Genomic DNA, 22,522 nt, shown 5'->3' with positions numbered 1-22,522 from the left:
GCTCCAGGGACGAAAAATGCACCTGTCCCCAAACCGGTCACGGTAGAATCCGGGGTTTCCTGAAACCGGGGGTTTTATGAAGATCCAGGACACCCGCGCCGTCATCACCGGCGGCGTTTCCGGCCTGGGCCTGGCCGTGGCCAGGCACCTGGTCGGCGCGGGCGCCAAGGTGGCGCTGCTCGACATCAACGACGACAAGGGCGCCGAGGCCGTGGCCGCGCTGGGCGCCGGAAACGCGCGCTACTGGCGCACCGACGTCACCGACGAGGCCCAGGTGGCCGCCAACGTCGCCGCCGCCAAGGAATTCATGGGCGGGCTCAACGCTGCCGTGAACTGCGCCGGCATCCTCGGCGCCGGCCGCGTGCTGGGCAAGGACGCGCCGATGCCGCTGAAGAACTTCGCGACCACCGTGATGGTGAACCTGGTCGGCAGCTTCAACGTGGCCAAGGCCGCCGCCGACCTGATGCAGCACAATGAAGCCGACGAGGGCGAGCGTGGCGTCATCGTCAACACGGCTTCCGTGGCCGCCTACGAAGGCCAGATCGGCCAGGCCGCCTACTCGGCGTCCAAGGGTGGCGTGGTGGGCATGACCCTGCCGATGGCGCGCGAGCTGGCGCGCTTCGGCATCCGCGTGAACACCGTGGCGCCGGGCATCTTCTGGACGCCGATGGTGGACGGCATGCCCGAGGCCGTGCAGCAGTCGCTTTCGGCGTCTATCCCGTTCCCGTCGCGCTTGGGCCGGCCGGAGGAGTTCGCCGACCTGGTGGCCTACATCCTGTCCAACCGCTACCTCAACGGCGAGACCATCCGCCTCGACGGCGCTGTCCGCCTCGCCCCCAAGTAACCCACCCGAGCACCCCATGAAAGCTTCCGAGATCAAGAAGGGCAACGTCGTCGAGCACAACGGCACCGTCTACCAGGTGCGCGACATCGAGCGCAGCTCGCCGCAGGGCCGCGGCGGCAACGTCAAGTTCCGCTTCACCATGTACAGCGTGCCCGGCGGCGTGAAGTACGACCTGAGCGTCGGCGCCGACGACGAGCTGCGCGAGGTCGAGCTCAGCCGCCGCGCCAGCACCTTCAGCTACATGGACGGCAGCGCCTTCGTCTTCCTCGACGCCGAGGACTACACGCCCTACCAGCTCGACGCCGACGTGGTGGGCGACGCGGCCGGCTACATCACCGAGGGCCTGGAAGGCTGCTACGTGCAGCTGATCGAGGACCAGCCGGTGGCCGTGCTGCTGCCGCCGAGCGTGGTGCTGGAAGTGGTGGACACGCCGCCGGAACTGAAGGGCGGCACGGCGACCAAGCGTCCGAAGCCGGCCAAGCTGAGCACGGGCATCGAGATCATGGTTCCCGAGTACATCACCAACGGCGAGAAGATCCTGGTGGGGCGCGCCTAGGCGCGCCCCAGCCACTTGGCGGCCATGCGCCGCAGCGACTCGTCCGAGGTCGGATCCTCGGCGATCTGCACCACCGGCACCCACTCCAGGTCCAGCGACTCCTCGCCCACGGCGAACACCTCGCTGCCGGTGGCGCGCACCACGTAGCGCACGTCGTAATGCCAGTGCTCCGGCTCGGCGCCGCGGGCCGGGATGGCGTGGCGGTCGAGGTCGAAGATTCCCGGCTGGACCACCAGGTCCGCCAGCCCCGACTCCTCCTCCGCCTCGCGCAGCGCCACCTGCGCCAGGTCCGGGTCGCCGTCGGCGTGCCCGCCCAGCTGCAGCCAGCGGCCCAGCTTGCGGTGGTGGGTCAGCAGCACCCGCTGCCCATCCGAGCTCACCACCCAGGCCGAGCCGGTGAAATGCCCGGCCAGGCGGCGACGCTCGTAGACCGGGCCCGGGTCGGCCAGCAGGGACTCGAAGAGCTCAACCACCGCGCCCTCCTCCGGGCGGCGGCGGCGGTAGTCGGCCAGGGAGGCGGCGAGCGGCGGGGCGTCGGTCATGCAGGATCCGGTACGGCGGCGAATGGGCCACCAGTCTAGCCGCAGCAGGCCCGGGCTCGGTTACACTCGGCCGATTACCTCTGGGGAGAGAGTGAAACATGAGCCAGACCGCGCCGGCCACGATGGCCCGCGAACCCAGCCTGCTGCAGGCCCTGCTGCCTCTGCTGGTGCTGTTCATCCTGCTGCCGCTGGGCGTCTATCTCTACGCCGACAACTCCTCCTACGGCGCCAACCAGATCTCGCTGCTCCTCGCGGCCGGCGTGGCCGCCCTGGTCGGCCTGCGCAACGGCATGCGCTGGGACGACGTGCAGGAGGCGATCATCAGCGGCATCTCGATATCCGCCACCGCCATCCTGATCCTGCTGGCCGTAGGTGCGCTGATCGGCACCTGGATCCTCTCGGGCGCCGTGCCCACGATGATCCACTATGGCCTGGCCGTGTTGCATCCTTCTTACTTCTACCCGGCCGTGTGCCTGGTGTGCGCCATCGTCGCGCTGACCATCGGCAGCTCGTGGACCGTGGCCGGCACGCTCGGCGTGGCGCTGATCGGCGTCGCCCAGGGCATGGGCCTGGACGTGGCCATCACCGCCGGCGCGATCATTTCCGGCGCCTATTTCGGCGACAAGCTCTCGCCACTGTCGGACACCACCAACCTGGCGCCGGCCGCCGCGGGCGGCGAGCTGTTCGCACACGTGCGGCACATGACCTGGACCACCCTGCCCAGCCTCGCCCTGGCGATCATCGGCTTCGCCGTGCTTGGCCTGGGCGCCGAGGCCGGCACCGCTGCGGTGGGCTTTGGCGACCTGTCGAACGAGCTGCAAAAGCAGTTCAGCCTCGGTCCGCACCTGCTCATCCCCCTGGCGGTGGTGTTCGTGCTGGCCATCCGCCGCTTCCCTGCCTTCCCCACCATCTTCATCGGCGCCCTGCTAGGCGGCGTATTCGCGGTGGCGTTCCAGCCCGACCTGGTGGTGAAGCTGGCCGGCAACGAGGCCCTCTCGCGCCCGATGGCCCTGCTTTCCGGTGCCTGGACGGCGCTGTTCGACGGCTACAAGGGCGAAAGCGGCAACGCGGCCGTGGACGACCTGCTCAACCGCGGCGGCATGTCGAGCATGCTCAACACGGTCTGGCTGATCGTTTGCGCCATGACCTTCGGCGCGGTGATGGAGAAGGTAGGCCTGCTCGAGCGCCTGATCCGCAGCGTGCTCAGGATGGCCCGCTCCACCGGCTCGCTGATCGTCGCCACGCTGGTGACGGCCTTCGGCACCAACATCCTGGCTGCCGACCAGTACCTGGCCATCGTGCTGCCCGGCCGCATCTACAAGAGCGAATACGAAAAGCGCGGCCTCGCCCCCGAGAACCTTTCGCGTGCGCTCGAGGACGCCGGCACCATCACCTCGCCGCTGATTCCCTGGAACACCTGCGGCGCCTACATGGCCGCCACGCTGGGCGTGGCCACCTTCGACTACCTGCCCTACGCGCTGTTCAACCTCATCAACCCGGTGCTGGCCGCGATCCTGGCCTATGCCGGCTTCAAGATCCTCAGGTTCGATCCGCAGGCCGTCGTGGCCCGCCGCAGCGAGCGCTGAGTCCCACCACGCAATCCACACCCTGGAACACCCATGTTCAAGAATCTGCTGATCGTCAAGCCGGTGGCACCCTCGGCGCACGTCGACGCCGGCGAGCCCGTCGAAGGCTCGCTGCGCGGCGAGGCCAACCTCAAGCGCGTACTCACCGCGCGGCACCTGGTGCTGCTGGGCATCGGCGCCATCATCGGCGCGGGCATCTTCGTGATGACCGGCCAGGCAGCGGCCAACCACGCCGGCCCGGCCATCATGCTCAGCTTCGTGCTCGCCGGCCTGGCCTGCGCCTTCGCCGGCCTGTGCTACGCCGAGTTCGCCGCCATGATCCCCGTCTCTGGCAGCGCCTACAGCTACACCTACGCCACGCTCGGCGAGGCGGTGGCCTGGTTCGTCGGCTGGAGCCTGGTGCTTGAATACCTGTTCGCCGCCTCGGCCGTCGCCGTGGGCTGGTCGGCCTACACCATCAGCCTGCTGGAGAACCTGGCAGGCATGGCCGGCATGGACTGGACCTTCCCGGCCTGGCTGGCCTCGGCGCCGTTCACCTACACCAACGGCGAACTCGTGCTGACGGGCGCGCTGTTCAACCTGCCGGCGGTGCTGATCATCGGCGCGGTGGGCACCCTTTGCTATGTGGGCATGCAGCAGTCGGCCACCGCCAACGCCGTCATCGTGGCGATCAAGATGGTGGTCATCCTGGCCCTGATCGGCTTTGGCATGCAGTACGTCAACCCCGACAACTGGGTTCCCTTCATCCCCGAGAACGAAGGCGGCGACCGCTTCGGCATCGAGGGCGTGCTGCGCGGCGCCTCGATCGTCTTCTTCGCCTACATCGGCTTCGACGCGGTCTCCACCGCGGCGCAGGAGGCCAAGAACCCGCAGCGCGACATGCCCATCGGCATTCTCGGCTCGCTGGTGGTCTGCACCCTGCTCTACATCGCCGTCGCCGCCGTGCTCACCGGCATGGTGCCTTACACCGACCTGGGCACCGCCAAGCCGGTGGCCACCGCGCTCGAGCCCTATGCCGACCTGGCCTGGCTCAAGCTCGCGGTCGAGATCGGCGCCGTCGCCGGCCTGAGCTCGGTGATCCTGGTGATGCTGATGGGCCAGCCGCGCATCTTCTTCGCCATGTCGCGCGACGGCCTGATGCCCAAGTTCTTCGGCAAGGCCCACCCGCGCTTCGGCACGCCGCACAAGGCCACCGTGGTGGTGGCGATCGTGGCGGCGCTGCTGGCGGCCTTCTTCCCGCTGGGCGTGCTGGGCGACCTGGTGTCGATGGGCACCCTGCTGGCCTTCGCCACGGTCTGCATCGGCGTGCTGGTGCTGCGCCGCACGCGCCCTGAACTGCCGCGTCCGTTCCGCGTGCCGTTCGCGCCGGTGGTGTCGGTGCTCGGCGCGCTGTCGTGCCTGGCCCTGGTGTTCTTCATGGGCTGGTACAACTGGGTGCTGCTGGGCGCCTGGACGGCGATCGGCTTCACGATCTACTTCTGCTACGGCTACCGGCACAGCCTGCTGCGCCAGGGCCGCTGAACCACCGAGGAGGCAAACACCCAATGCAGGGAAACTCGATCCACGGCATGTGGTCTTCGCGCCTGGCCTTCATCCTGGCCGCCAGCGGCTCGGCGGTGGGCCTGGGCAACATCTGGCGCTTTCCCTACCTGGCCAGCGACAACGGTGGCGGCGCCTTCGTGCTGATCTACCTGGGCTGCATCGCCCTGGTGGGCCTGCCGATCATGGCCGCCGAGATCCTGATGGGTCGGCACGGGCGCATGAGCCCGGTGAACACCCTGCGCAAGCTGACCTCCGAAGGCGGTCATTCGCGCGGCTGGGTGGCGATCGGCTGGATCGGCCTGGTCGCGGCGGTGATGATCCTGAGCTTCTACAGCGTGGTCGGCGGCTGGACCCTGCACTACGCCTGGCTCTACGTGGTGCAGATCTTCGGCGGCGCGCCCATCACCGACCCGGGCGCCACCTTCGGCGCCATGCTCGGCAGCCCGGGCACCCTGGTGTTCTGGCACACGGTGTTCATGCTGCTCACTGTGGGCGTGGTGGCCATGGGCGTGGAAAAGGGCCTCGAGCGCGCGGTGAAGTTCCTCATGCCGCTGCTGTTCCTGATCCTGCTGGGCCTGCTGGCCTACGGCATCAGCACGGGCAAGGTGGGCCAGGCCTTCGAGTTCCTGTTCACGCCCGACTTCAGCGAGGTCACCGGCAGCACCTGGCTGGCGGCGCTGGGCCAGGCCTTCTTCTCGCTGAGCCTCGGCATGTGCGGCATCATGACCTACGGCGCCTACCTGCCCAAGGACATCTCGATCCCGCGCGTGGCCACCACGGTGGCCATCACCGACACCTCGGTGGCGTTGCTGGCGGGCCTGGCGATCTTCCCGGTGCTGTTCGCCTTCGGACTCGACCCGGCGGGAGGTGGCCCGGGCCTGATCTTCACCTCGCTGCCGCTGGCCTTCAACGACATGGCTTTCGGCATCCCGTATGCGGTGGCCTTCTTCGTGCTGCTGGCGGTGGCCGCGTGGACGTCCTCGATCTCGCTGCTCGAGCCGCCCACGGCCTTCATCGTCGAAAAGGGCCGCTTCAGCCGCAGGTCGGCCGCGCTGCTGGCGGCGGTGGGCATCTGGGCGCTGGGCCTGGTGACGGCGCTGGGCTTCAACGTCTGGGCCAGCGTGCGCATCTTCGGGCGCGACCTGCAGGGCGCGGTGGAGTTCATCGCCTCCGACCTGATGCTGCCGGTCGGCGGCCTGCTGATCGCCATCTACGCCGCCTGGTTCCTCGGCAAGCAGATCAGCCGCAGCGAGCTCTCGCACCTCAGCGACACCGGCTTCGGCATCTGGAAGTTCCTCTGCGGCGTCCTCGCCCCCGGCATGGTCCTGGTCATCCTCTACATGAAGCTCTTCGGCTGATTTCAGCCACCGTCACCATTCGCGCCCGGGGGCATCACCAGCCCTTCCTTCTTGATCTGTTGGTACACGGTTTCCCACTCCGCAACAGATACAAGCTTCCCGTCCTCGTCCCAACGCATACCGAATGGGCCAATCCACCAGTGGTCGTCGTTTGAGAACAGGGGATAGTCGCCGGCGACTGCCTGCGCCCGGGCTATCAGCGCGTCCCTTCGCGCACCGGTCTTGAGGTGGTCATTGGTGACGGCGATGCACTGCAGGAGCGCAGTCCGGTTTCTCTGAATCGAGTCCCCCATGTAAGCCTGGGTGACGCCCGCATCAAGCAGATGGAAGCTGAGCCAAACATTGGCCGAAAGTGACACAACAAGCACGATCGACAGGATCCATTTCATTCATCCAACTCCGGCACTGATCAGGAAAGCTTTTTGCCAACCGCGGAAACAACTTCGATGAAGCGACTGGTGGACCATTTCTTCCGGTCCGACACCTGGCCGTCCCCCAGCTCCACCAGTCGAAGCACTCCATCCTTCCGTTTCACTACGTCCGCGCTGAAGAACGGGCTCGCAATCCTGGACGCAACCGCTTGCACGATGTCGGGGACATTCCCATCACGCGCAAATGCGGTGCCGGCAGCAACGAAGTAACGTTCCTCGGTGTCGGGATCGAGCTCCTCGAAGCGCCTGACGCATATGCCTCCATCGATCCTTCCACGGAACTTCTCAATCAGGTCCACGACCTCAGCCACCTGCGCCGGCGTGTCCGCAACCGAGCCACGCGCCGTGGTCAGGGACTTCACGTAATCCTTCACGAAGTACTTTGGCCATCCCAATGGCGCGAGCTCGCTGGCAAAATCCGCCGTCCTGGCGAGAAAGACCGTCGGTGGCGTCAGGTCCCGGCAGGCCTCGTACCAGCTCGGGAGATAGTGGCAGCGAAGGTAATCCTCCGGGGAGATAACGGATTCGGCACCTGCCCTTGCGACCAACTCACAGAGCCTTCCGTACCCGGCAGGATCGAGCATCCACCCTCTATACAGAACGCGATCACCCGCATCCAGCCGCGGAGCCGGTCGGAACACTCCTCGTTCGAGGTCCTCAAACGAGAAGACGGAACACATGAGCCCCGTCGCGCGCGCCGCGAAGTATTCCTCCGCGTAACTCTCGTCCGGCTGTTTCACGTCCAATGGATCGCACGGATAGATGAGGCGAATCATGACGTCTCCGACCCTGGCGCGCCCGGCTTGGGCAACGGCAGTGTTCATGCGTGGGAGGACACGCGTCAATCGCGCCTGCCAAAACAAACGGCGCGGGGTTGCCGCGCCGTTTGGGTGGAGCTTCGCGCCTGAAGGCGCTCCTATGGGAGCGCCAAGCGTCAGGCGTGGGGGCGTATTTCGCCGGACTTGAGGCGGGCCCAGTAGCTGTCGAGGTGCTTCTTGACCACCGGCATCAGCAGGTAGACGCCGATGAGGTTGGGGATGGCCATGATGAAGAGCAGCGCGTCGGCGATGTCGACGATGCTGCCCAGCGGCATGGTGCAGCCCACCACGGCCATGGCCAGGTAGAAGAACTTGAAGCCGTAGAGCGCCACCTTCGACTCGCGGAACAGGTAGCTGCAGGCCTTGGCGCCGTAATAGGCCCAGGTGATGGTGGTCGAGAAGGCGAACAGCAGCACCACCACCGCCAGTGCGTACGGGAACCACGGGGCCACCGTCGCGAAGGCATTCGAGGTCAGCTGCACGCCGTCGGCGCCGCCGACCACGTGCTGGTTGGTGATGATGATCACCAGCGCGGTCATGGTGCAGATCACCACCGTGTCGATGAACGGCTCCCAGAGGGCGACGAAGCCTTCGGTGACCGGCTCCTTGGTCTTCACCGCCGAGTGGGCGATGGCCGCCGAGCCCAGGCCGGCTTCGTTCGAGAACGAGGCGCGGCGGAAGCCCTGGATCAGCGCGCCGATGACGCCGCCGGTCACGCCCTCGGCGGTGAACGCACCGTCGATGATGGCCATGAGGGCGCCCGGCACCGCCGGCAGGTTCACCAGGATGACGAACAGCGCGCCCAGCAGGTAGAGCGCGGCCATGCCCGGCACCAGGCGCGCGGTGACGCTGCCGATGCGGGTGATGCCGCCGATGACGACCACGCCGCCGAGCACGGCATAGACCAGGCCGAACCAGAGGGCGCCATTGGGGATGGCGTTGTTGGTGACGTTGGCCAGCTGCGCATAGGCCTGGTTGGCCTGGAACATCGCGCCCGCGCCAATGGCGCCGAGCATGGTGCAAATGGCGAAGACGAAGGCCAGCACGGCACCCAGGCCGGCCAGGCGCGGGTAGTTCTCCGCGATGCCGCGCCGCAGGTAATACATCGGGCCGCCGGAAATCGTGCCGTCGGGCTTTTCGAGGCGGTACATCACGCCCAGCGTGCACTCGACGAACTTCGAGCTCATGCCCAGCAGGCCGGCCAGGATCATCCAGAAGGTGGCGCCGGCGCCACCGATGGTGATGGCCACCGCCACGCCGGCGATGTTGCCCAAACCCACCGTGCCCGACACCGCCGAAGTCAGCGCGCGGAAGTGGCTGACTTCGCCGGCATGGTCGCTGTTGGGATCGGTGTATTTGCCGCGGATGAGGTTGAAGCCGTGCACGAAGCCGCGCACGTTGATGAAGCGGAAGTAGAGGGTGAACACCAGGCCGGCCAGGATGAGCCAGCCGACGATCAGCGGGAACATCACCGGGGACTCATCGGTGCCGGCGACCCGCACCGAGTAGAAGATGCCGCCCGACACGGCGTCGGCGACCGGGCGCACCGCCGCGTCGATCTTCTGTGCGATCGTCTGCGGCGCCGCGGCGTCGGCGGCGACCTCCTGGGCGATGGCCACCGTTCCCGTGGCCAGCCACAGCAGGGCGACCATCATCAATTGCTTCAGCATGTTGCAGCTCCTTCCAAGCCAGGGGCGAGCCTAACCCGAGCAGGGCCGCCCTGCCCACCCACGCGGCGTGAAGGCGGCGTGGGCCCGGGCCGCGCTCAGCCGAACAGGGCCGAGAGGGCCGCGCCCCCGCCCAGCGCCAGGAACGCGAAGTAGGCCACCGTGGCCACCTGGGCCAGGTGGCCCACCAGCACCGCACCGCCGTCGCGCTGGATGAATCCGATGGCGTAAAGCAGCAGCGCGATGGCCGGCAGCGTATTGCTGAAGGGCACCAGCCCGAGCGGGGCCATCAGCAGGCCGGCGGCGCTGGTGAAGGCCAGGTCGCCGGTGAGGCGCCAGCCGCGGCCCACGACCAGCCAGGCCAGGCGGTGCGGCTTGCTGATGCGTTCGAAGCGGCGCGCCCACACCAGGCCGGTCTCGAGCGCCGCGCGAACCTTGGCACCGGGCAGCTCGCGCTCGCGCAGCTTGGCCGGCAGCCAAAGCGGTCGGCCGCGCAGGCGGCTCAGGCCCACCAGCAGGATCGCGCCGCCGAAGACGGTGCTCACGCCCGGGATGGAGACCGGCACCAGGAACACCAGCACCATCAGCGCGGTGAGCAACAGCAGACCCTCGTCGCCGAAGATGTCCACCACCTCGCCCAGCCTCATTGGGCCCGAAGGCAGCCGGTCGATGGCGGCACGCAGCTGCTCGCCCAGCGAATCAGCCGGCGGCGGTTGGATCACGGGAGCAGTCATTCGTCGGCATCCTCGCCCGGATTGGCCGCCAGCGTCGGCGGCAGGCGCTTGGACGGGGCCACGCCCAGCTTGCGCAGCATCTCGGCCTGGCGCACCAGGTTGCCGCGCCCCGAGGAGAGCTTGCCCAGGGCGTCCTGGTGCGCCTTCTGGGCCCGGTCCAGGGCCTCGCCCACCTTGCCCAGGTCTTCGGCGAAGCCGACGAACTTGTCGTAAAGCACCGCGCCGCGTTCGGCGATGGCCTTGGCATTGCTGTTCTGCGCCTCGGTGCGCCAGATTTGCGCCACCAGCCGCAGCGAGGCCAGCAGGTTGCTCGGCCCGACCAGGATGATCTTGCGCTCGAAGGCGTAGTCGTACAGGCCCGGGTCGCGGCGCAGGGCCTCGAGGAAGGCCGCCTCCACCGGCACGAACATCAGCACCAGGTCGGGGCTGGTCAGGCCGTGCAGGCGGCTGTAGTCCTTCTCGCCCAGCTCGCGCACGTGGGCCTTGAGCGCGGCGGTGTGCAGGCCGAGGAACTGCTCGCGCTCGGCCTCGTCCTCGGTACCGCAGGCACGCTGGTAGTTGAGCAGGGCCACCTTGGCATCGATGACGATCTGGCGGTCCTCGGGCAGCAGCAGCAGCGCGTCCGGGCGGTAACGGTCGCCGTGCTCGTCCTTGAAACTCTCCTGCGTGAGGTACTGCTGGCCCTTCTCCAGGCCGGCGCTTTCGAGCAGGCGCTCGAGCTTGAGCTCGCCCCAGTAGCCCTGGGTGCGGTTGTCGGTGGTGAGCGCGCGGGTGAGGTGGCCGGCATCGTCGCTGAGCTGGCGGTTGAGCTCGAGCAGCTGCTTGAGCTCGGCCTGCAGCGTGGTGCGCTCGCGGCCTTCCTTCTCGTAGGCCTCGGCCACGGCCTTGCGGAAATCGCCCAGCTGCTCGCGCAGCGGGGTGATGAGCTGGCCGATCTGGTTGGCGTTGAGCTCGCCAAAGCGGCGCGACTTGTCCTCGAGGATTTCGGCGGCCAGGGCCTGGAACTCGGCCTTCAGTCGCTCGCGGCTGCCCTCGAGGTCGCGCAGGCGCTGTTCGGCGGCGGCCTGCTCGGCCTGCAGGCGGGCATCGAGCGCGGCAGCCCGGGCCTCGGCGGCGGCGGCGCGCGCCTCGGCGGCCTGGTGGGCCGCGCGGGCCTCGCGCAGTTCGGCCGCCAGCGCCTCGCGCGGGCCACGGGCCATGCGGGCCACGGCGAAGGCGGCGAGGCCGGCGCCAAGCAGCAGGCCCAGCAGCAGGAAGGTGGTTTCAGTGGCGGACAAAGCAATCCCCGGCATCAGGCGATACCGGGGATTCTAGCCGGCAGGCTGTCTCAGGGGCCGAGACCGGCCCCGGGGGCGGGATCAGCCCGCCTTCTTGGCCCAGGCGCTGCACCAGGCCTCGGCCGGGACCGAGAAGCCCGGGAACAGCGTGCAGGCGCCGGTGGCGGCGGTGAAGAACTGGCAGTTGGCGCAGTTACTGTCGGGCTTGAACGCCGGGTGCTGGACCTTCTTGTAGTCCAGCGCGTAGGCCAGGGCCTTGGCCTGGGGGTTGTCCAGCGGCAGCGGCTTGAGCTCCTGCGCGGCGGCCTGGCCGATCAGCGCCGGGGCGACGAAGGGCACCGCGGCCAGCATGGCGGCCTTGAGGATGAAACCGCGGCGGGAGGTGTTGACGTTGCTCATGGTGGCTTCCTTGGCTACGGAGGGGTTTCCGATGGCTGGGCCCAGTGTAGTCCCGTGGAGGTAAACAATGTGTTGATGCAGGTCAAGCCACCCGCGGGCCGGGACGGGCGTTAAACTGCGGGCATGACCAACCTGCCCTACGACCCGGCGCGGCTGGCCCAGCGGGCCGCCGAAATCGTCGCCAACACCCGCGAGCTGTCCGCCCTGGGCTGGACCCCGGCGACAAGCAGCAATTTTTCGATGCGGCTCGACGAGCGCCACGCCGCCATCACCGTCTCCGGCCGCGACAAGGGCCGGCTGACCGAAGCCGACATCATGGTGGTCGATTTCGCCGGCAGGCCGGTGGCCACCGCCCACCGCCCCTCGGCCGAGACCCTGCTGCACACCCAGCTGTACGCCCGCTACCCGGACATCGGCTGCGTGCTGCACACCCACTCGCACGTGCAGACGGTGGCCTCGCGCCTCTACGCGGCCCAGGGCCACGTGCACCTGGAGGGCTACGAGCTGCTCAAGGCCTTCGCGGGCAACCAGACCCACGAAATGGCGGTGGACGTGCCGGTGCTGTCCAACACCCAGGACATGCCCGAACTGGCCGAGTGGGTGGAGACCCTGCTCGACCAGCAGCCGATGTGGGGTTACCTGATCAACGGCCACGGCCTGTACGCCTGGGGCAAGGACATGGCCGAGGCCCGCCGCCACCTGGAAGCCTTCGAGTTCCTGCTCGCCTGCGAACTCGACCTGAGGAGACTGAACGCATGAGCCGCCTTCGCATCTTCGACGACACCGATCCGTCCGCGCCGCTGTCGGCCACCGAGGACCAGGCCCTGATCGCCGAGTGGCTCAAGCCCATCGGCGTGCGCTTCGAGCAGTGGCAGGCCGCCGCGCCGGTGCAGCCGGGCGCCTCGCCCGACGAGGTGATGGCCGCCTACCGCGCCGACATCGACAAGCTGGTGGCCGAAAACGGCTTCAACAGCGTGGACGTGGTCTCGATCGCGCCCGACAACCCGAACAAGGACGCGGCCCGCGCCAAGTTCCTCGACGAGCACTACCACAAGGAAGACGAGGTGCGCTTCTTCGTGGCCGGCTCGGGCCTGTTCTCGCTGCACGTGGACGGCAAGGTCTACGAGGTGCGCTGCGAGGCCGGCGACCTGATCGGCGTGCCCGACGGCACCACGCACTGGTTCGACATGGGCCCGGAGCCGAGCTTCATCGCCATCCGCTTCTTCACCCACCCCGACGGCTGGGTCGGCCACTTCACCGGCACCGACATCGCCCGGCGCTTCCCGCGTTACGAGGCGGGCCAGGCGGGATGAAGCACATCCTGACCGACATCGAAGGAACGACGAGCAGCATTTCCTTCGTCAAGGACGTGCTGTTCCCGTATGCGCGGCGTGCCCTGCCCGCCTTCGTGGCGGCGCACGGCCAGGAGCCCGCGGTGCGGCGCTGGCTGGACCAGGTGGCGGCCGAGAACGGCGGCCTGTGCCACGACGCGATGATCGTCGAGACCCTGCAGGGCTGGATCGACGAGGACCGAAAGCACACCGCGCTCAAGGCGCTGCAGGGCATGGTGTGGAAGGACGGCTACGGGCGGGTGGATTTCACCGCGCACGTGTATCCGGATGCGGTGGAGGCGCTGCGGAAGTGGCACGCGCTGGGGCATGCGATCAGCGTGTATTCCTCGGGGTCCGTGCCGGCGCAGAAGCTTTTCTTCGGCCACTCCGATGCCGGGGACCTGACGTCCATCGTTTCGAATTGGTTCGACACCGAGGTCGGCGGCAAGCGCGAGGCAGGCAGCTACCGCCGCATCGTTGAGGCCCTGGGCGTACCGGCCGGCGAGGTGCTGTTCCTGTCGGACGTGGTCGAGGAGCTCGACGCCGCCCGCGAGGCGGGCCTGGACACGGTGCTGCTCGACCGCCGCGAGGACTACCCGCAGCCGCGCACCGGCGAGGCCACCCACGGCCACGCCCGCGTCGAGTCCTTCGCTGAAATCACCCCCTGACGCGGCGCCTCAGGGCGCCACGCGCTCGAGGCGATAAACCACGGACGAACGCACCTCGCCGCGCCAGCGGTCGAAGGCGCGCACCTCCACCAGGTGCTCGCCCTCGGGCAGGTTCGTGGGCAGGCGGCCGCGCCACAGGTGCGTGGAGGCCTCGGCTTCGGGCAGGCGGTCGTAGCCGCGCAGGGTCTCGCTGGCATCGTCGAGCAGGTTCTCCCGGCGCAGCGCCGGGTCGGGCTCGTCCACGCGGGTCATCGGCTGCCAGTCGCCGCCGGCCACGCGGTATTCCACGCGCGTGTCGGCCTCGCCCATGTACACGTTCGCGTACACGCCCACGCCGGGCCAGGCGCCCTGGCGCAGCACCTTCGGCGCATGCAGGTGCAGGGCCTCGCCCTGCCCGCGCGCCACGTGCCAGTGCAGCGAATAGCCGCCGTCGGCGTCGAAGCGTGCGGTGGCGTAACCATTGGGCGTGCCGTCGGACATGCGCGCATCGGGGATGCCCTGCGCGTCGGCCGGTCCGCTCCAGTAGCCGCCGCAGGCCGCGCCCACGTTGTACTCGTGCAGCGGCGTCGCGCCCGACCAGCCGTCGGCCGGGCCGTGGCGATGGTGCCGCTGCACGTGGCCGTGGCCGCTGAGCAGCAGCACCTTTTCGAACGGCGCCAGCAGCGCGAACAGCCGCTCGCGGTCGGCGCGCCGGAAGGTTTCGCGGCCCGGTTCGTCGAAGAACGGGATGTGCGCGGCGATGACGATGCGGCGGTCGCGCTCCTGGGTCGCCAGGTAGGCCTCGAGGAAGGCGAACTGCGACTCGCGCAGGCCGCCGACGTAGGCCGGCGACTGGCCGGGGCGGTAGATCACGTCGTCGAGCACGATGAAGCTGGCCTGCGGCTCTTCCCAGGCGAAGGTGTCGGGGCCGAAGGTGTTGCGGAAGCTGCGCAGCGAGTCTTCGTCGGTGGCGGCGTCGAAGTCGAGGTCGTGGTTGCCGGCGGCGTGCAGCCAGGGCGTGCGCAGTTGGGCGGTGAGGCGGTTCATGGCAGGGTACAGGGCCAGGTCGTCGTCGACGATGTCGCCCAGGGTCAGGCCGAGGTCGGCGGCGCGGCGGCCCTTCGCGGCCGCCACCAGCGGCGCGACGATGTCGCGGCCGTAGTAGTCGACGTCGCGCGCGGTCTTGGGCTGCGGGTCGGCCAACACCAGCACCTGCAGCGGCGCCTTGCCGCGGGACTCCCGGCGCAGCGGGAAGTCGTGGCAGGCCACCGGCGCGGCCGGGATGCCGCCGTAGCGCAGCCCGGGCCCGGGCGCGGCCTGCACGTGGCGCCAGAACACCGGCAGGCCATCGGCGCCGGTGGGAAACGCGTAGCCGGCCGGCTTGATGACGAACACCGTGCGCCCGTCCTCCACCGGCAGCGACCAGCGACCTTCCTTGCCCGTGCGGACGATGCGCTCGCCGTCGGAGACGAGCACGCCGGCGATGGCGGGTTCCCCGCGGTCGCGGCGACCGTCGCCGTCGCGGTCCTCGAACACCACGCCGGCGTTGCAGGCCGGGGCGAGCGCGTGCGACGGCGCCGCGGCCAGCAGCGCGGCCGTCAGGAGAGGGGCAAGCAGGAACAGTCGCATGGCGATCTCCGCGGGGATGCCGCGATTATCGCCGGGCCCGGCTCAGCGTGCAGCGGCGGCGTGGCGGTCGCGCAGCACGGCCTCGACGTCGGCCAGGCCCAGGCCACGCGCGCGCAGCAGCACCGTCAGGTGGAAGACCAGGTCGGCCGCCTCGCCCAGCAGGGCCATGTCGTCCTGGACCACCGCCGCCAGCGCGGTTTCAACGCCCTCCTCGCCCACCTTCTGGGCGATGCGGCGCGGGCCGGCCTCGAACAGCCGGGTGCTGTAGCTGCCGGCGGGCCGCTCGCGCTCGCGGCGGGCCACGATCGCGTCGAGCTCGGAGAGGAAATCGCCCGGCGCCGACGGGAAGCAGCTGGCGCGGCCGAGGTGGCAGGTCGGGCCGCGCGGACGCGCCTGCACCAGCAGCGTGTCGGCGTCGCAATCGGCTTCCAGCGAAACCAGTTCGAGGATGTCGCCGCTGCCCTCGCCCTTCATCCACAGGCGCTGCTTGCTTCGGCTGTAGAAGGTGACCCGGCCCGTGGCCAGGGTCGCTTCGAGCGCGGCGCGGTCCATGTAGCCCAGCATCAGCACGCGGTGGTTGCCGGCGTCCTGGACGATGGCGGGCAGCAGGCCCTGCTGCTTGTCCCAGGCCAGGGCCTGGATCTGGTCAGGCGACATCGCGCACCTCGATGCCCTGCGCGCGCAGGGCGGTCTTGAGTTCGGGGATCCGGATCGCGCCGGAGTGGAAGACGCTGGCGGCCAGGGCCGCGTCGACGTCGGCGTCGAGGAAGGCGGCGGCGAAGTGCTCCGGCGCACCCGCGCCGCCCGAGGCCACCAGCGGCACCTGGCAGACCGCCCGCACGGCGCGCAGCTGCCCGAGGTCGTAGCCGCCGCGCACGCCGTCGGCGCCCATGCAGTTGAGCACGATCTCGCCGGCGCCCAGGGCCTGCGCCTCGACCACCCAGTCGAGCGTGCGGCGCGCCAGCGCCTGGGTGCGGTCCAGGTCGCCGGTGTAGGCGCGCACGCGCCATTCGCCGTCGGCGTCGCGCTGGCTGTCGATGCCGACCACCACGCACTGCACGCCGAAAGCCTCGGCCAGTTCGGTCACCAGCGCCGGGCGTTCGAGCGCCGGGGTGTTCACCGACACCTTGTCGGCACCGGCGTGCAGCACGGCCCGCGCCTGCTCGACGCTGCGGATGCCGCCGGCCACGCAGAACGGGATGTCCACCAGGCGCGCCACGCGCTCGACCCAGGCCACGTCCACGCCGCGGCCCTGCGGGCTGGCGGTGATGTCGTAGAACACCAGCTCGTCGGCGCCCTCGTCGCGGTAGCGCAGCGCCAGGTCCTCGATGGCACCCATCACCACGTGGTCGCGGAAGCGCACGCCCTTGACCACCTGGCCATCGCGCACGTCCAGGCAGGGAATGAGGCGGCGGCTCAGCATGCGGCCGCTCCTTCGGCCAGCGCATCGGCCAGGTCGAGCTGGCCGTCGAGCAGGGCCTTGCCCAGCACGATGCCGCCGCAGCCGGCCTCGCGCGCCGCGGCCACGTCTTCGGTATTGCGGGCGCCGCCCGAGGCCTGCACGGCCAGGTGCGGGAAACGCCCGCAGAGGTAGCGGTAGAGCTCGATGTTCGGGCCCGAGAGCATGCCGTCGCGGGCGATGTCGGTGCACAGCAGGTGTCGCAGGCCGAGGTCGGCATAGGCCGAAGCGAGCGTGTCGAGCTCGCGGCCGCCGGCCTCGGTCCAGCCGTGCACGGGCAGGCGCCAGCGGCCCTCCTCGTCGCGGCGGGTGTCGAGCGCGAGCGTGATGCGCTCCGCACCCAGGCGCCCCACCCACTCGGCCACGCGCGCCGGTTCGCGCACCGCCAGCGAGCCGATCACCACGCGGTCGGCGCCGGCCTCGAGCAGGGCCTGCACGTCGGCCTCCGAGCGCACGCCGCCGCCGGTCTGCACCTTCAGGCGGGTTTCGCGCTTGATGCGGCCCAGCAGCGGCGCCAGCGTGTAGCCGCCGGCGCGGGCGGCATCAAGGTCGACCAGGTGCAGCCAGGTCGCGCCCGCCGCCGCATACTGCTTCGCCAGCGCCAGCGGATCGGCCGCATAGCGCGTTTCGGCGCCGTAGTCGCCCTGGCGCAGGCGCACCACGGCGCCCTCGCGCACGTCGATGGCCGGATAGACGATGAACTCGCTCATGCGACGCCGGTCTCCAGGAAATTGGCCAGCAGCCGCGCGCCCACGGCGCCCGACCGCTCGGGATGGAACTGCGCGCCAGCGACGTTGCCGCGCTGCACCAGCGCGGCCAGCGGCTGGCCGTGCACGCTCTGCGCGAGGCAGTGGTCGTCCACCGCGGCGGCGTAGCCGTGCACGAAATAGGCCTGGGCGCCGGCCGGGATGCCGCGCAGCAGCGGTGACTCGCGCCGCGGCTCGAGGCGGTTCCAGCCCATGTGCGGCACGCGCAGGCCGGGGCCCCCGACCATGCGGCGCACGCGCCCGGGCAGCAGGCCCAGGCAGGTTTCGTCGCCTTCGTCGGAGCCTTCGAACAGCAGCTGCATGCCCAGGCAGATGCCCAGCAGCGGCTGGCGCAGCTCGCGCAGCACGTCCACCAGGCCCAGCTCGCGCAGGCGCGCCATGCCGGGACCCGCGGCGCCGACGCCGGGCAGGATCACCCGGTCGGCCGCCTGGATCACGGCGGCATCGCCGCTGACCTCCGGGCTCACGCCCAGGCGCTCGAGTGCGTAGCGCACGGAGCCGAGGTTGGCCCCGCCTGAATCGACCAGCACCGTCTTCACAGCACGCCCTTGGTGCTCGGCAGCTCGCGGCCCTCGCGGCGGATGGCCTTGCGCAGCGCGCGCGCCACCGCCTTGAAGCAGGCTTCGACCTGGTGGTGGGTGTTTTCGCCCTGCACGCGCAGGTGCAGGCTCATGCGGCCCTCGTCGGCCAGCGAGCGGAAGAAGTGCGGCACGAGTTCGGTGGCCAGGCCACCCACTTCGTCGCGGCCGAACTTGCCCTCGAACACGAAGTACGGGCGGCCGGACAGATCCACCGCCGCACCGGCCAGGGTCTCGTCCATCGGCAGCGTGATCGCGCCGCGGCCCACCGAATCGCCGTAACGCGCCACGCCGCGCTTGCTGCCCAGCGCCTCGCGCAGGGCCTGGCCGATGGCCAGCGCGCAGTCCTCGACCGTGTGGTGTTCGTCCACGCCCAGGTCGCCCTCGCACTGCAGCGAGAGCGCGAAGCCGCCGTGCTTGCCCAGCTGCTCGAGCATGTGGTCGAAGAAGCCGTGGCCGGTGCGCACGCGCGGCTCGGCCGGGCTGTCGAGGTCGACCTCGACGCGGATCTTCGTTTCCTTGGTCTTGCGCTCGACCAGCGCGCGGCGCGGCGCGTTCGCCACTTCGTGGGCGATCTGCGCCCAGGTGGTGAAGCCCGGGCCGAGCCGGAAGCCACGGCAGCCGAGGTTGCGCGCCAGCTGCAGGTCGGTCTCGCGGTCGCCGACGACGATGGAGTTGGCCAGGTCGATCGAGCGGTCGCGCAGGTAGTGCATCATCATGCCCAGGCCCGGCTTGCGGGTGGGCTTGTTCTCGTGCTCGAAGCTCTCGTCCACCAGCACCTCGCGGAAGCGGATGCCCTGGGACTCGAGCAGCTGCAGCACCATCGCCTGCGGTCCCTCGAACTGCTCGCGCGGGAAGCTGGCCGTGCCCAGCCCGTCCTGGTTGGTGACCATGACGAACTCGAAGCCGGCGTCGCGCAGCTGCAGCAGCGCCGGGATCATGCCCTCGACGAAGCGGACCTTGGCGTAGCTGTCGACCTGGAAGTCGGACGGCTCCTCGATCAGGGTGCCGTCGCGGTCGAGGAAGGCGATGCGCGTGCCGCTCATGCCGCCGCCCTCCCCGCCTGCAGCGCCGCGAGCACCGCGTCGTTCTCCTCCGGGCGGCCGATGCTGATGCGCAGCGCGTCGCCCAGCTGCGGCGAGGCGCGCATGTCGCGCACCACCACGCCGGCCTCGAGCAGGCGGGCGAAGGCCGCGCCGGCGTCGTCGAAGCGCGCCAGCAGGTAGTTGCCCTGCGAGGGATACACCCGGCGTACGCCCGGCGCCTCGGCCAGGGCGACGCGCAGCCGCTCGCGTTCGGCGCGCACGGCCTGCACGCGTTCGCGCGTGGCCGCCAGCGCCGGCTCGGACAGGCCGGCCAGGGCCAGCTGCACGCAGGGCGACGGCAGCGGGTACGGCGCCTGGCAGTTGCGCAACACCGCCACCAGCGCCGGGTCGGCCAGCAGGCAGCCGATGCGCGCCGCGGCCAGCGCGTGCGCCTTCGACAGCGTGCGCAGCACGGCCAGGTTGGGCTGGTTGGCGATCTCACCCGCGATCGACGGCTGGTCGCTGTATTCGCCGTAGGCCTCGTCCACCACCACCAGCGCGCGGCCGGCCAGGCGACGCGCCAGGGCCAGCAACTCGGCCGGCGGCACGGCCTGGCCCGTGGGATTGGCCGGCGAGCACACGAACACCAGCTTGGCGCCACTGTTCACGGCGGCGCTGGCCATGGCATCGAGGTCGCACTCGAAACCGCCGGCGCCGTCGCGCAGCGGCACTTCCACCAGCGGCGCGCCCTGCAGGCGCGCGCTGACGGCGTACATGCCGAACACCGGCGGCGCGACGACCACGGCGTCCTGGCCCGGGCGGCACAGGGCGCGCACGAGCAGGTCGATGGCCTCGTCGCTGCCGCGGCCGACCAGCACCTCCTCGGGGCGCACGCCGTAGAGCGTGGCCAGGCGCTGGCGCAGCGCGGCCGGCTGCGGATCCGGGTAGCGGTTCGCACCCAGGCCGGCGTCGGCCGGGTTGCGCCAGGCGCTTTCGTTGGCGTTGAGCCAAATCGAACCCGTGACGCCCGCGCGCCGCGCCGAGCTGTAGCCGGCGAAGCCGCGGATGTCGGGCCGCACCAGCTCCATCAGCGGACTTTCGTTCGAAACATTCATGCCGCGTCCTCCAGGCGCCGCAGCACCGACTGCGCGTGCGCCTCCAGGCCTTCCGCTCGCGCCATTTCGACGGCGCAGGGACCAATCGCGGCCAGGCCCTCGCGGCTGACCTGCTGGAAGCTGATGGCTTTCTGGAAACTGGCCACGCTCACGCCGCTCCAGGCGCGGGCGGCGCCGTTGGTGGGCAGCACGTGGTTGGTGCCCGAGCAGTAGTCGCCCAGGCCCTCGGGCGCGAAATCGCCGAGGAACACCGAGCCGGCGCTGGTGACGGCATCGAGCCAGGCGCGCGGCTCGCGCAGGGCCAGGATCAGGTGCTCGGGCGCGTACTCGTTGCTCAGCGCGAAGGCCTCGGCCAGCGTATCGACCTTCACCAGGCGGGCGTGCGCCAGCGCCTGGCGGGCGATGTCGGCGCGCGGCAGTCCGGCCAGCTGGCGCTCGACCTCGACGCGCACGGCTTCGATGAGTTCGGCCGAATCAGTGGCCAGCACGACCTGCGAATCCGGGCCGTGTTCGGCCTGCGACAGCAGGTCGGCGGCCACGTGCACCGGCGGCGCGCCGGCATCGGCGATCACCAGCACTTCCGACGGCCCCGCCGGCATGTCGATGGCCGGGCCACCGGCCATCATCGCCGCCAGCTGCTTGGCGGCCGTGACGTAGCGGTTGCCCGGGCCGAAGAGCTTGTCGCAACGCGGCACGCTGTCGGTGCCCAGGGCCATCGCCGCGATGGCCTGGGCGCCGCCGAGCTTGAACACCCGGCGGATGCCGCACAGCGCCGCGGCCACCAGCACCGCCGGGTCGGCGCGGCCATCGGCGCGCGGCGGCGTGCACAGCACCACGTCGGCGCAGCCGGCTACTTCGGCCGGCACGCCCAGCATCAGCGCGGTGGACGGCAGCGGTGCGCTGCCGGCCGGCACGTACAGGCCCACGCGCGCGATCGGGCGCAGGATGCGGCCGCAGCTCACGCCCGGCGCAGTTTCCATCTCGAATCCCTGGCCGGCGCCGGCGCGATGCCAGGCCAGCAGGCGTCCGCGGGCCTCCACCATCGCCGCCCGCAGCGCCGGCGTGACGGCCGCCTCGGCCTCGGCGAACTCCTCGGCGGTGACTTCGAAAGTCCCAAGCTCGACGCCGTCGAAACGCCGCGTCAGCGCACGCAGGGCGACGTCGCCGTCGGCCCGCACCTGCTCGAACACCCGCTTCACCGCCGCCTCGATGGCGTCCTGGTCGCCGCCGCCCGGGCGGGCCAGGGCCGCGGCGCGGGCGCCGGCGTCCAGCGAATTCCAGTCGATGGTCTTCATGCCAGCATCTGCTCCACCGGCAGCACCAGCAGGCCCGTGGCCCCGGCGCGCTTCATGTCCTCCAGCCGCTGCCAGGTCATCGCGCTGCGGCACAGGGCCTGCAGGGCGACCTGGTCGCGCTGGCCCTCGATGGCCATCACGGTCGGCGGTTCGGCGTCGGGCAGCAGCTTGAGCAGGCCCGGCACCGCCTCGCGCGGGGCCTGGAATAGCACCAGTTTGCTCGCGCGCACGCTCAGCACGGCGTCAAGGCGGCGCAGCAGCATGGCCGCCAGCTCGGCACGGGCGTCGCCGAAGGGCGCGGCGGGCGCCACCAGCACGGCCTGGCTCTCGAACACCACGGCGGTTTCCTTGAGCTGGTTGGCCATCAGCGTGGCGCCGGTGGAGACCAGGTCGCAGATGGCCTCGGCCTTGCCCAGGCGGGGCGCGATCTCGACCGAGCCCGACAGCACCACCGGCTCGGCCGCCACGCCCTGGTTGCGCAGCCAGCGCGCCAGCAGCTGCGGGTAGCTGGTGGCGATGCGCAGGCCGGCCAGGCGCGACGGACCGGGCCATTCCCACTCGTTGGGCACGGCCACCGACAGGCGGCAGCGGCCGAAGCCGAGCTCGCGGATGGCGCGGTAGGCCTCGGGCTTGCCCTCGGCGGCGCGCTCGAGCGCCTGCTCCTCGAGCACGTTCTGGCCCACGACGCCCAGGTCGCAGGTGCCCTCGGCGATCAGGCCGGGGATGTCGTCGTCGCGCACCAGCAGCAGGTCGATGGGCAGCGATTCGCCGTAGCAGAACAGGCGGTCGCGGCTCTCGCGGAAGGCCAGCCCGGCGCGCGCAAGCAGGTCGCGGGCGGGGTCGGACAGGCGTCCGGACTTCTGGATGGCAATGCGCAGGCGGTCGTGCGTCCTCATGACGCCCTCCGGTTGAAGAAAAGGTG

Annotated in this window: 24 protein-coding genes; 8 read left to right on the top strand and 16 right to left on the bottom strand. The window is 70.4% G+C overall.

Features of this window, described 5'->3' with window-relative positions; genetic code table 11:
• The first annotated feature begins 76 nt into the window (after nucleotides 1-76).
• The gene (locus tag ABS41_RS00595; protein WP_290588937.1) at nucleotides 77-844 is read left to right on the top strand and encodes an SDR family oxidoreductase; all 768 of its coding nucleotides are present in this window, start codon (nucleotides 77-79) and stop codon (nucleotides 842-844) included.
• A gap of 16 nt (nucleotides 845-860) precedes the next feature.
• The gene (gene yeiP / locus ABS41_RS00590; protein WP_290588935.1) at nucleotides 861-1,400 is read left to right on the top strand and encodes an elongation factor P-like protein YeiP; all 540 of its coding nucleotides are present in this window, start codon (nucleotides 861-863) and stop codon (nucleotides 1,398-1,400) included.
• Here the strand turns inward: yeiP and ABS41_RS00585 are convergent.
• Nucleotides 1,397-1,942 carry an NUDIX hydrolase gene (locus ABS41_RS00585; RefSeq protein WP_290588932.1) on the bottom strand — a complete coding sequence of 182 codons (546 nt, stop codon included), beginning with the start codon at nucleotides 1,940-1,942 and terminating at the stop codon, nucleotides 1,397-1,399. The two genes, yeiP and ABS41_RS00585, sit on opposite strands and share 4 nt — an antisense overlap.
• A 98-nt stretch (nucleotides 1,943-2,040) precedes the next feature.
• On the opposite strand from ABS41_RS00585, the gene nhaC reads away from it, so the two are divergent.
• Genes nhaC through ABS41_RS00570 form a run of 3 tightly spaced genes read left to right on the top strand, consistent with a single transcriptional unit; the run spans nucleotide 2,041 to nucleotide 6,428 of the window.
• Complete coding sequence (gene nhaC / locus ABS41_RS00580; protein ID WP_290588929.1) at nucleotides 2,041-3,528, top strand: Na+/H+ antiporter NhaC; 1,488 nt, start codon at nucleotides 2,041-2,043, stop codon at nucleotides 3,526-3,528.
• 33 nt (nucleotides 3,529-3,561) lie between these two features.
• Nucleotides 3,562-5,049: an amino acid permease gene (locus ABS41_RS00575; RefSeq protein WP_290588925.1), complete on the top strand. Its 1,488-nt coding sequence runs from the start codon at nucleotides 3,562-3,564 to the stop codon at nucleotides 5,047-5,049.
• Nucleotides 5,050-5,072: 23 nt separating this feature from the next.
• The gene (locus tag ABS41_RS00570; protein ID WP_290588922.1) at nucleotides 5,073-6,428 is read left to right on the top strand and encodes a sodium-dependent transporter; all 1,356 of its coding nucleotides are present in this window, start codon (nucleotides 5,073-5,075) and stop codon (nucleotides 6,426-6,428) included.
• 2 nt (nucleotides 6,429-6,430) lie between these two features.
• Here ABS41_RS00570 and ABS41_RS00565 read toward each other — a convergent pair whose 3' ends face one another.
• The 6 genes from ABS41_RS00565 to ABS41_RS00540 all read right to left on the bottom strand — a co-directional run bounded on the left by ABS41_RS00565 (nucleotide 6,431) and on the right by ABS41_RS00540 (nucleotide 11,754).
• Entirely contained in the window at nucleotides 6,431-6,817 is a 387-nt protein-coding gene (locus ABS41_RS00565; protein WP_290588919.1) for a hypothetical protein, read from the bottom strand.
• A gap of 20 nt (nucleotides 6,818-6,837) precedes the next feature.
• Nucleotides 6,838-7,635, bottom strand: coding sequence for an ATP-grasp domain-containing protein (locus ABS41_RS00560; RefSeq protein ID WP_290588916.1), 798 nt, complete (start codon nucleotides 7,633-7,635; stop codon nucleotides 6,838-6,840).
• A gap of 158 nt (nucleotides 7,636-7,793) precedes the next feature.
• Nucleotides 7,794-9,347, bottom strand: coding sequence for an alanine/glycine:cation symporter family protein (locus ABS41_RS00555; protein WP_290588913.1), 1,554 nt, complete (start codon nucleotides 9,345-9,347; stop codon nucleotides 7,794-7,796).
• Between the two features lie 95 nt (nucleotides 9,348-9,442).
• Nucleotides 9,443-10,078, bottom strand: coding sequence for an exopolysaccharide biosynthesis protein (locus tag ABS41_RS00550; protein ID WP_290588910.1), 636 nt, complete (start codon nucleotides 10,076-10,078; stop codon nucleotides 9,443-9,445).
• The gene (locus ABS41_RS00545) at nucleotides 10,075-11,355 is read right to left on the bottom strand and encodes a DNA recombination protein RmuC (RefSeq protein ID WP_290588907.1); all 1,281 of its coding nucleotides are present in this window, start codon (nucleotides 11,353-11,355) and stop codon (nucleotides 10,075-10,077) included. Before ABS41_RS00545 ends, ABS41_RS00550 begins: the two co-directional genes overlap by 4 nt.
• A gap of 81 nt (nucleotides 11,356-11,436) precedes the next feature.
• Complete coding sequence (locus ABS41_RS00540) at nucleotides 11,437-11,754, bottom strand: high-potential iron-sulfur protein (protein ID WP_290588904.1); 318 nt, start codon at nucleotides 11,752-11,754, stop codon at nucleotides 11,437-11,439.
• Between the two features lie 123 nt (nucleotides 11,755-11,877).
• Between ABS41_RS00540 and ABS41_RS00535 the strand changes: the two genes are divergently transcribed.
• The 3 genes from ABS41_RS00535 to mtnC are packed head-to-tail and all read left to right on the top strand — an operon-like array spanning nucleotide 11,878 to nucleotide 13,753.
• A complete protein-coding gene (locus ABS41_RS00535; protein WP_290588901.1) occupies nucleotides 11,878-12,513 on the top strand; it encodes a methylthioribulose 1-phosphate dehydratase in 636 nt (211 codons plus the stop codon).
• Complete coding sequence (locus ABS41_RS00530) at nucleotides 12,510-13,067, top strand: acireductone dioxygenase (protein WP_290588897.1); 558 nt, start codon at nucleotides 12,510-12,512, stop codon at nucleotides 13,065-13,067. The genes ABS41_RS00535 and ABS41_RS00530 overlap by 4 nt, the downstream gene beginning before the upstream one ends.
• Complete coding sequence (mtnC, locus tag ABS41_RS00525; RefSeq protein ID WP_290588894.1) at nucleotides 13,064-13,753, top strand: acireductone synthase; 690 nt, start codon at nucleotides 13,064-13,066, stop codon at nucleotides 13,751-13,753. The genes ABS41_RS00530 and mtnC overlap by 4 nt, the downstream gene beginning before the upstream one ends.
• Before the next feature lie 9 nt (nucleotides 13,754-13,762).
• Here the strand turns inward: mtnC and ABS41_RS00520 are convergent, their stop codons facing one another.
• From ABS41_RS00520 to hisG, 9 genes are read right to left on the bottom strand one after another with little or no spacing between them, the layout of a single operon-like run.
• A complete protein-coding gene (locus ABS41_RS00520; protein WP_290588891.1) occupies nucleotides 13,763-15,361 on the bottom strand; it encodes a calcineurin-like phosphoesterase family protein in 1,599 nt (532 codons plus the stop codon).
• Between the two features lie 42 nt (nucleotides 15,362-15,403).
• A complete protein-coding gene (gene hisIE / locus ABS41_RS00515; RefSeq protein ID WP_290588888.1) occupies nucleotides 15,404-16,018 on the bottom strand; it encodes a bifunctional phosphoribosyl-AMP cyclohydrolase/phosphoribosyl-ATP diphosphatase HisIE in 615 nt (204 codons plus the stop codon).
• A complete protein-coding gene (gene hisF / locus ABS41_RS00510; RefSeq protein WP_290588878.1) occupies nucleotides 16,008-16,784 on the bottom strand; it encodes an imidazole glycerol phosphate synthase subunit HisF in 777 nt (258 codons plus the stop codon). The genes hisIE and hisF overlap by 11 nt, the downstream gene beginning before the upstream one ends.
• The gene (hisA, locus tag ABS41_RS00505) at nucleotides 16,778-17,530 is read right to left on the bottom strand and encodes a 1-(5-phosphoribosyl)-5-[(5-phosphoribosylamino)methylideneamino]imidazole-4-carboxamide isomerase (RefSeq protein ID WP_290588875.1); all 753 of its coding nucleotides are present in this window, start codon (nucleotides 17,528-17,530) and stop codon (nucleotides 16,778-16,780) included. The genes hisF and hisA overlap by 7 nt, the downstream gene beginning before the upstream one ends.
• A complete protein-coding gene (hisH, locus tag ABS41_RS00500; RefSeq protein WP_290588872.1) occupies nucleotides 17,527-18,126 on the bottom strand; it encodes an imidazole glycerol phosphate synthase subunit HisH in 600 nt (199 codons plus the stop codon). The genes hisA and hisH overlap by 4 nt, the downstream gene beginning before the upstream one ends.
• Entirely contained in the window at nucleotides 18,123-19,211 is a 1,089-nt protein-coding gene (hisB, locus tag ABS41_RS00495; RefSeq protein ID WP_290588868.1) for a bifunctional histidinol-phosphatase/imidazoleglycerol-phosphate dehydratase HisB, read from the bottom strand. The genes hisH and hisB overlap by 4 nt, the downstream gene beginning before the upstream one ends.
• The gene (gene hisC, locus ABS41_RS00490) at nucleotides 19,208-20,305 is read right to left on the bottom strand and encodes a histidinol-phosphate transaminase (RefSeq protein WP_290588865.1); all 1,098 of its coding nucleotides are present in this window, start codon (nucleotides 20,303-20,305) and stop codon (nucleotides 19,208-19,210) included. The genes hisB and hisC overlap by 4 nt, the downstream gene beginning before the upstream one ends.
• The gene (gene hisD / locus ABS41_RS00485; RefSeq protein ID WP_290588862.1) at nucleotides 20,302-21,600 is read right to left on the bottom strand and encodes a histidinol dehydrogenase; all 1,299 of its coding nucleotides are present in this window, start codon (nucleotides 21,598-21,600) and stop codon (nucleotides 20,302-20,304) included. Before hisD ends, hisC begins: the two co-directional genes overlap by 4 nt.
• Nucleotides 21,597-22,496, bottom strand: coding sequence for an ATP phosphoribosyltransferase (gene hisG, locus ABS41_RS00480; protein ID WP_290588859.1), 900 nt, complete (start codon nucleotides 22,494-22,496; stop codon nucleotides 21,597-21,599). The genes hisD and hisG overlap by 4 nt, the downstream gene beginning before the upstream one ends.
• Nucleotides 22,497-22,522: the final 26 nt, after the last annotated feature.

The sequence above is a fragment of the Arenimonas sp. SCN 70-307 genome (assembly GCF_001724815.1).
Classification (GTDB): domain Bacteria; phylum Pseudomonadota; class Gammaproteobacteria; order Xanthomonadales; family Xanthomonadaceae; genus Arenimonas.
Note: the sequence above shows the minus strand (reverse complement) of the source record. Positions and strands in the feature narration are given on the sequence as shown.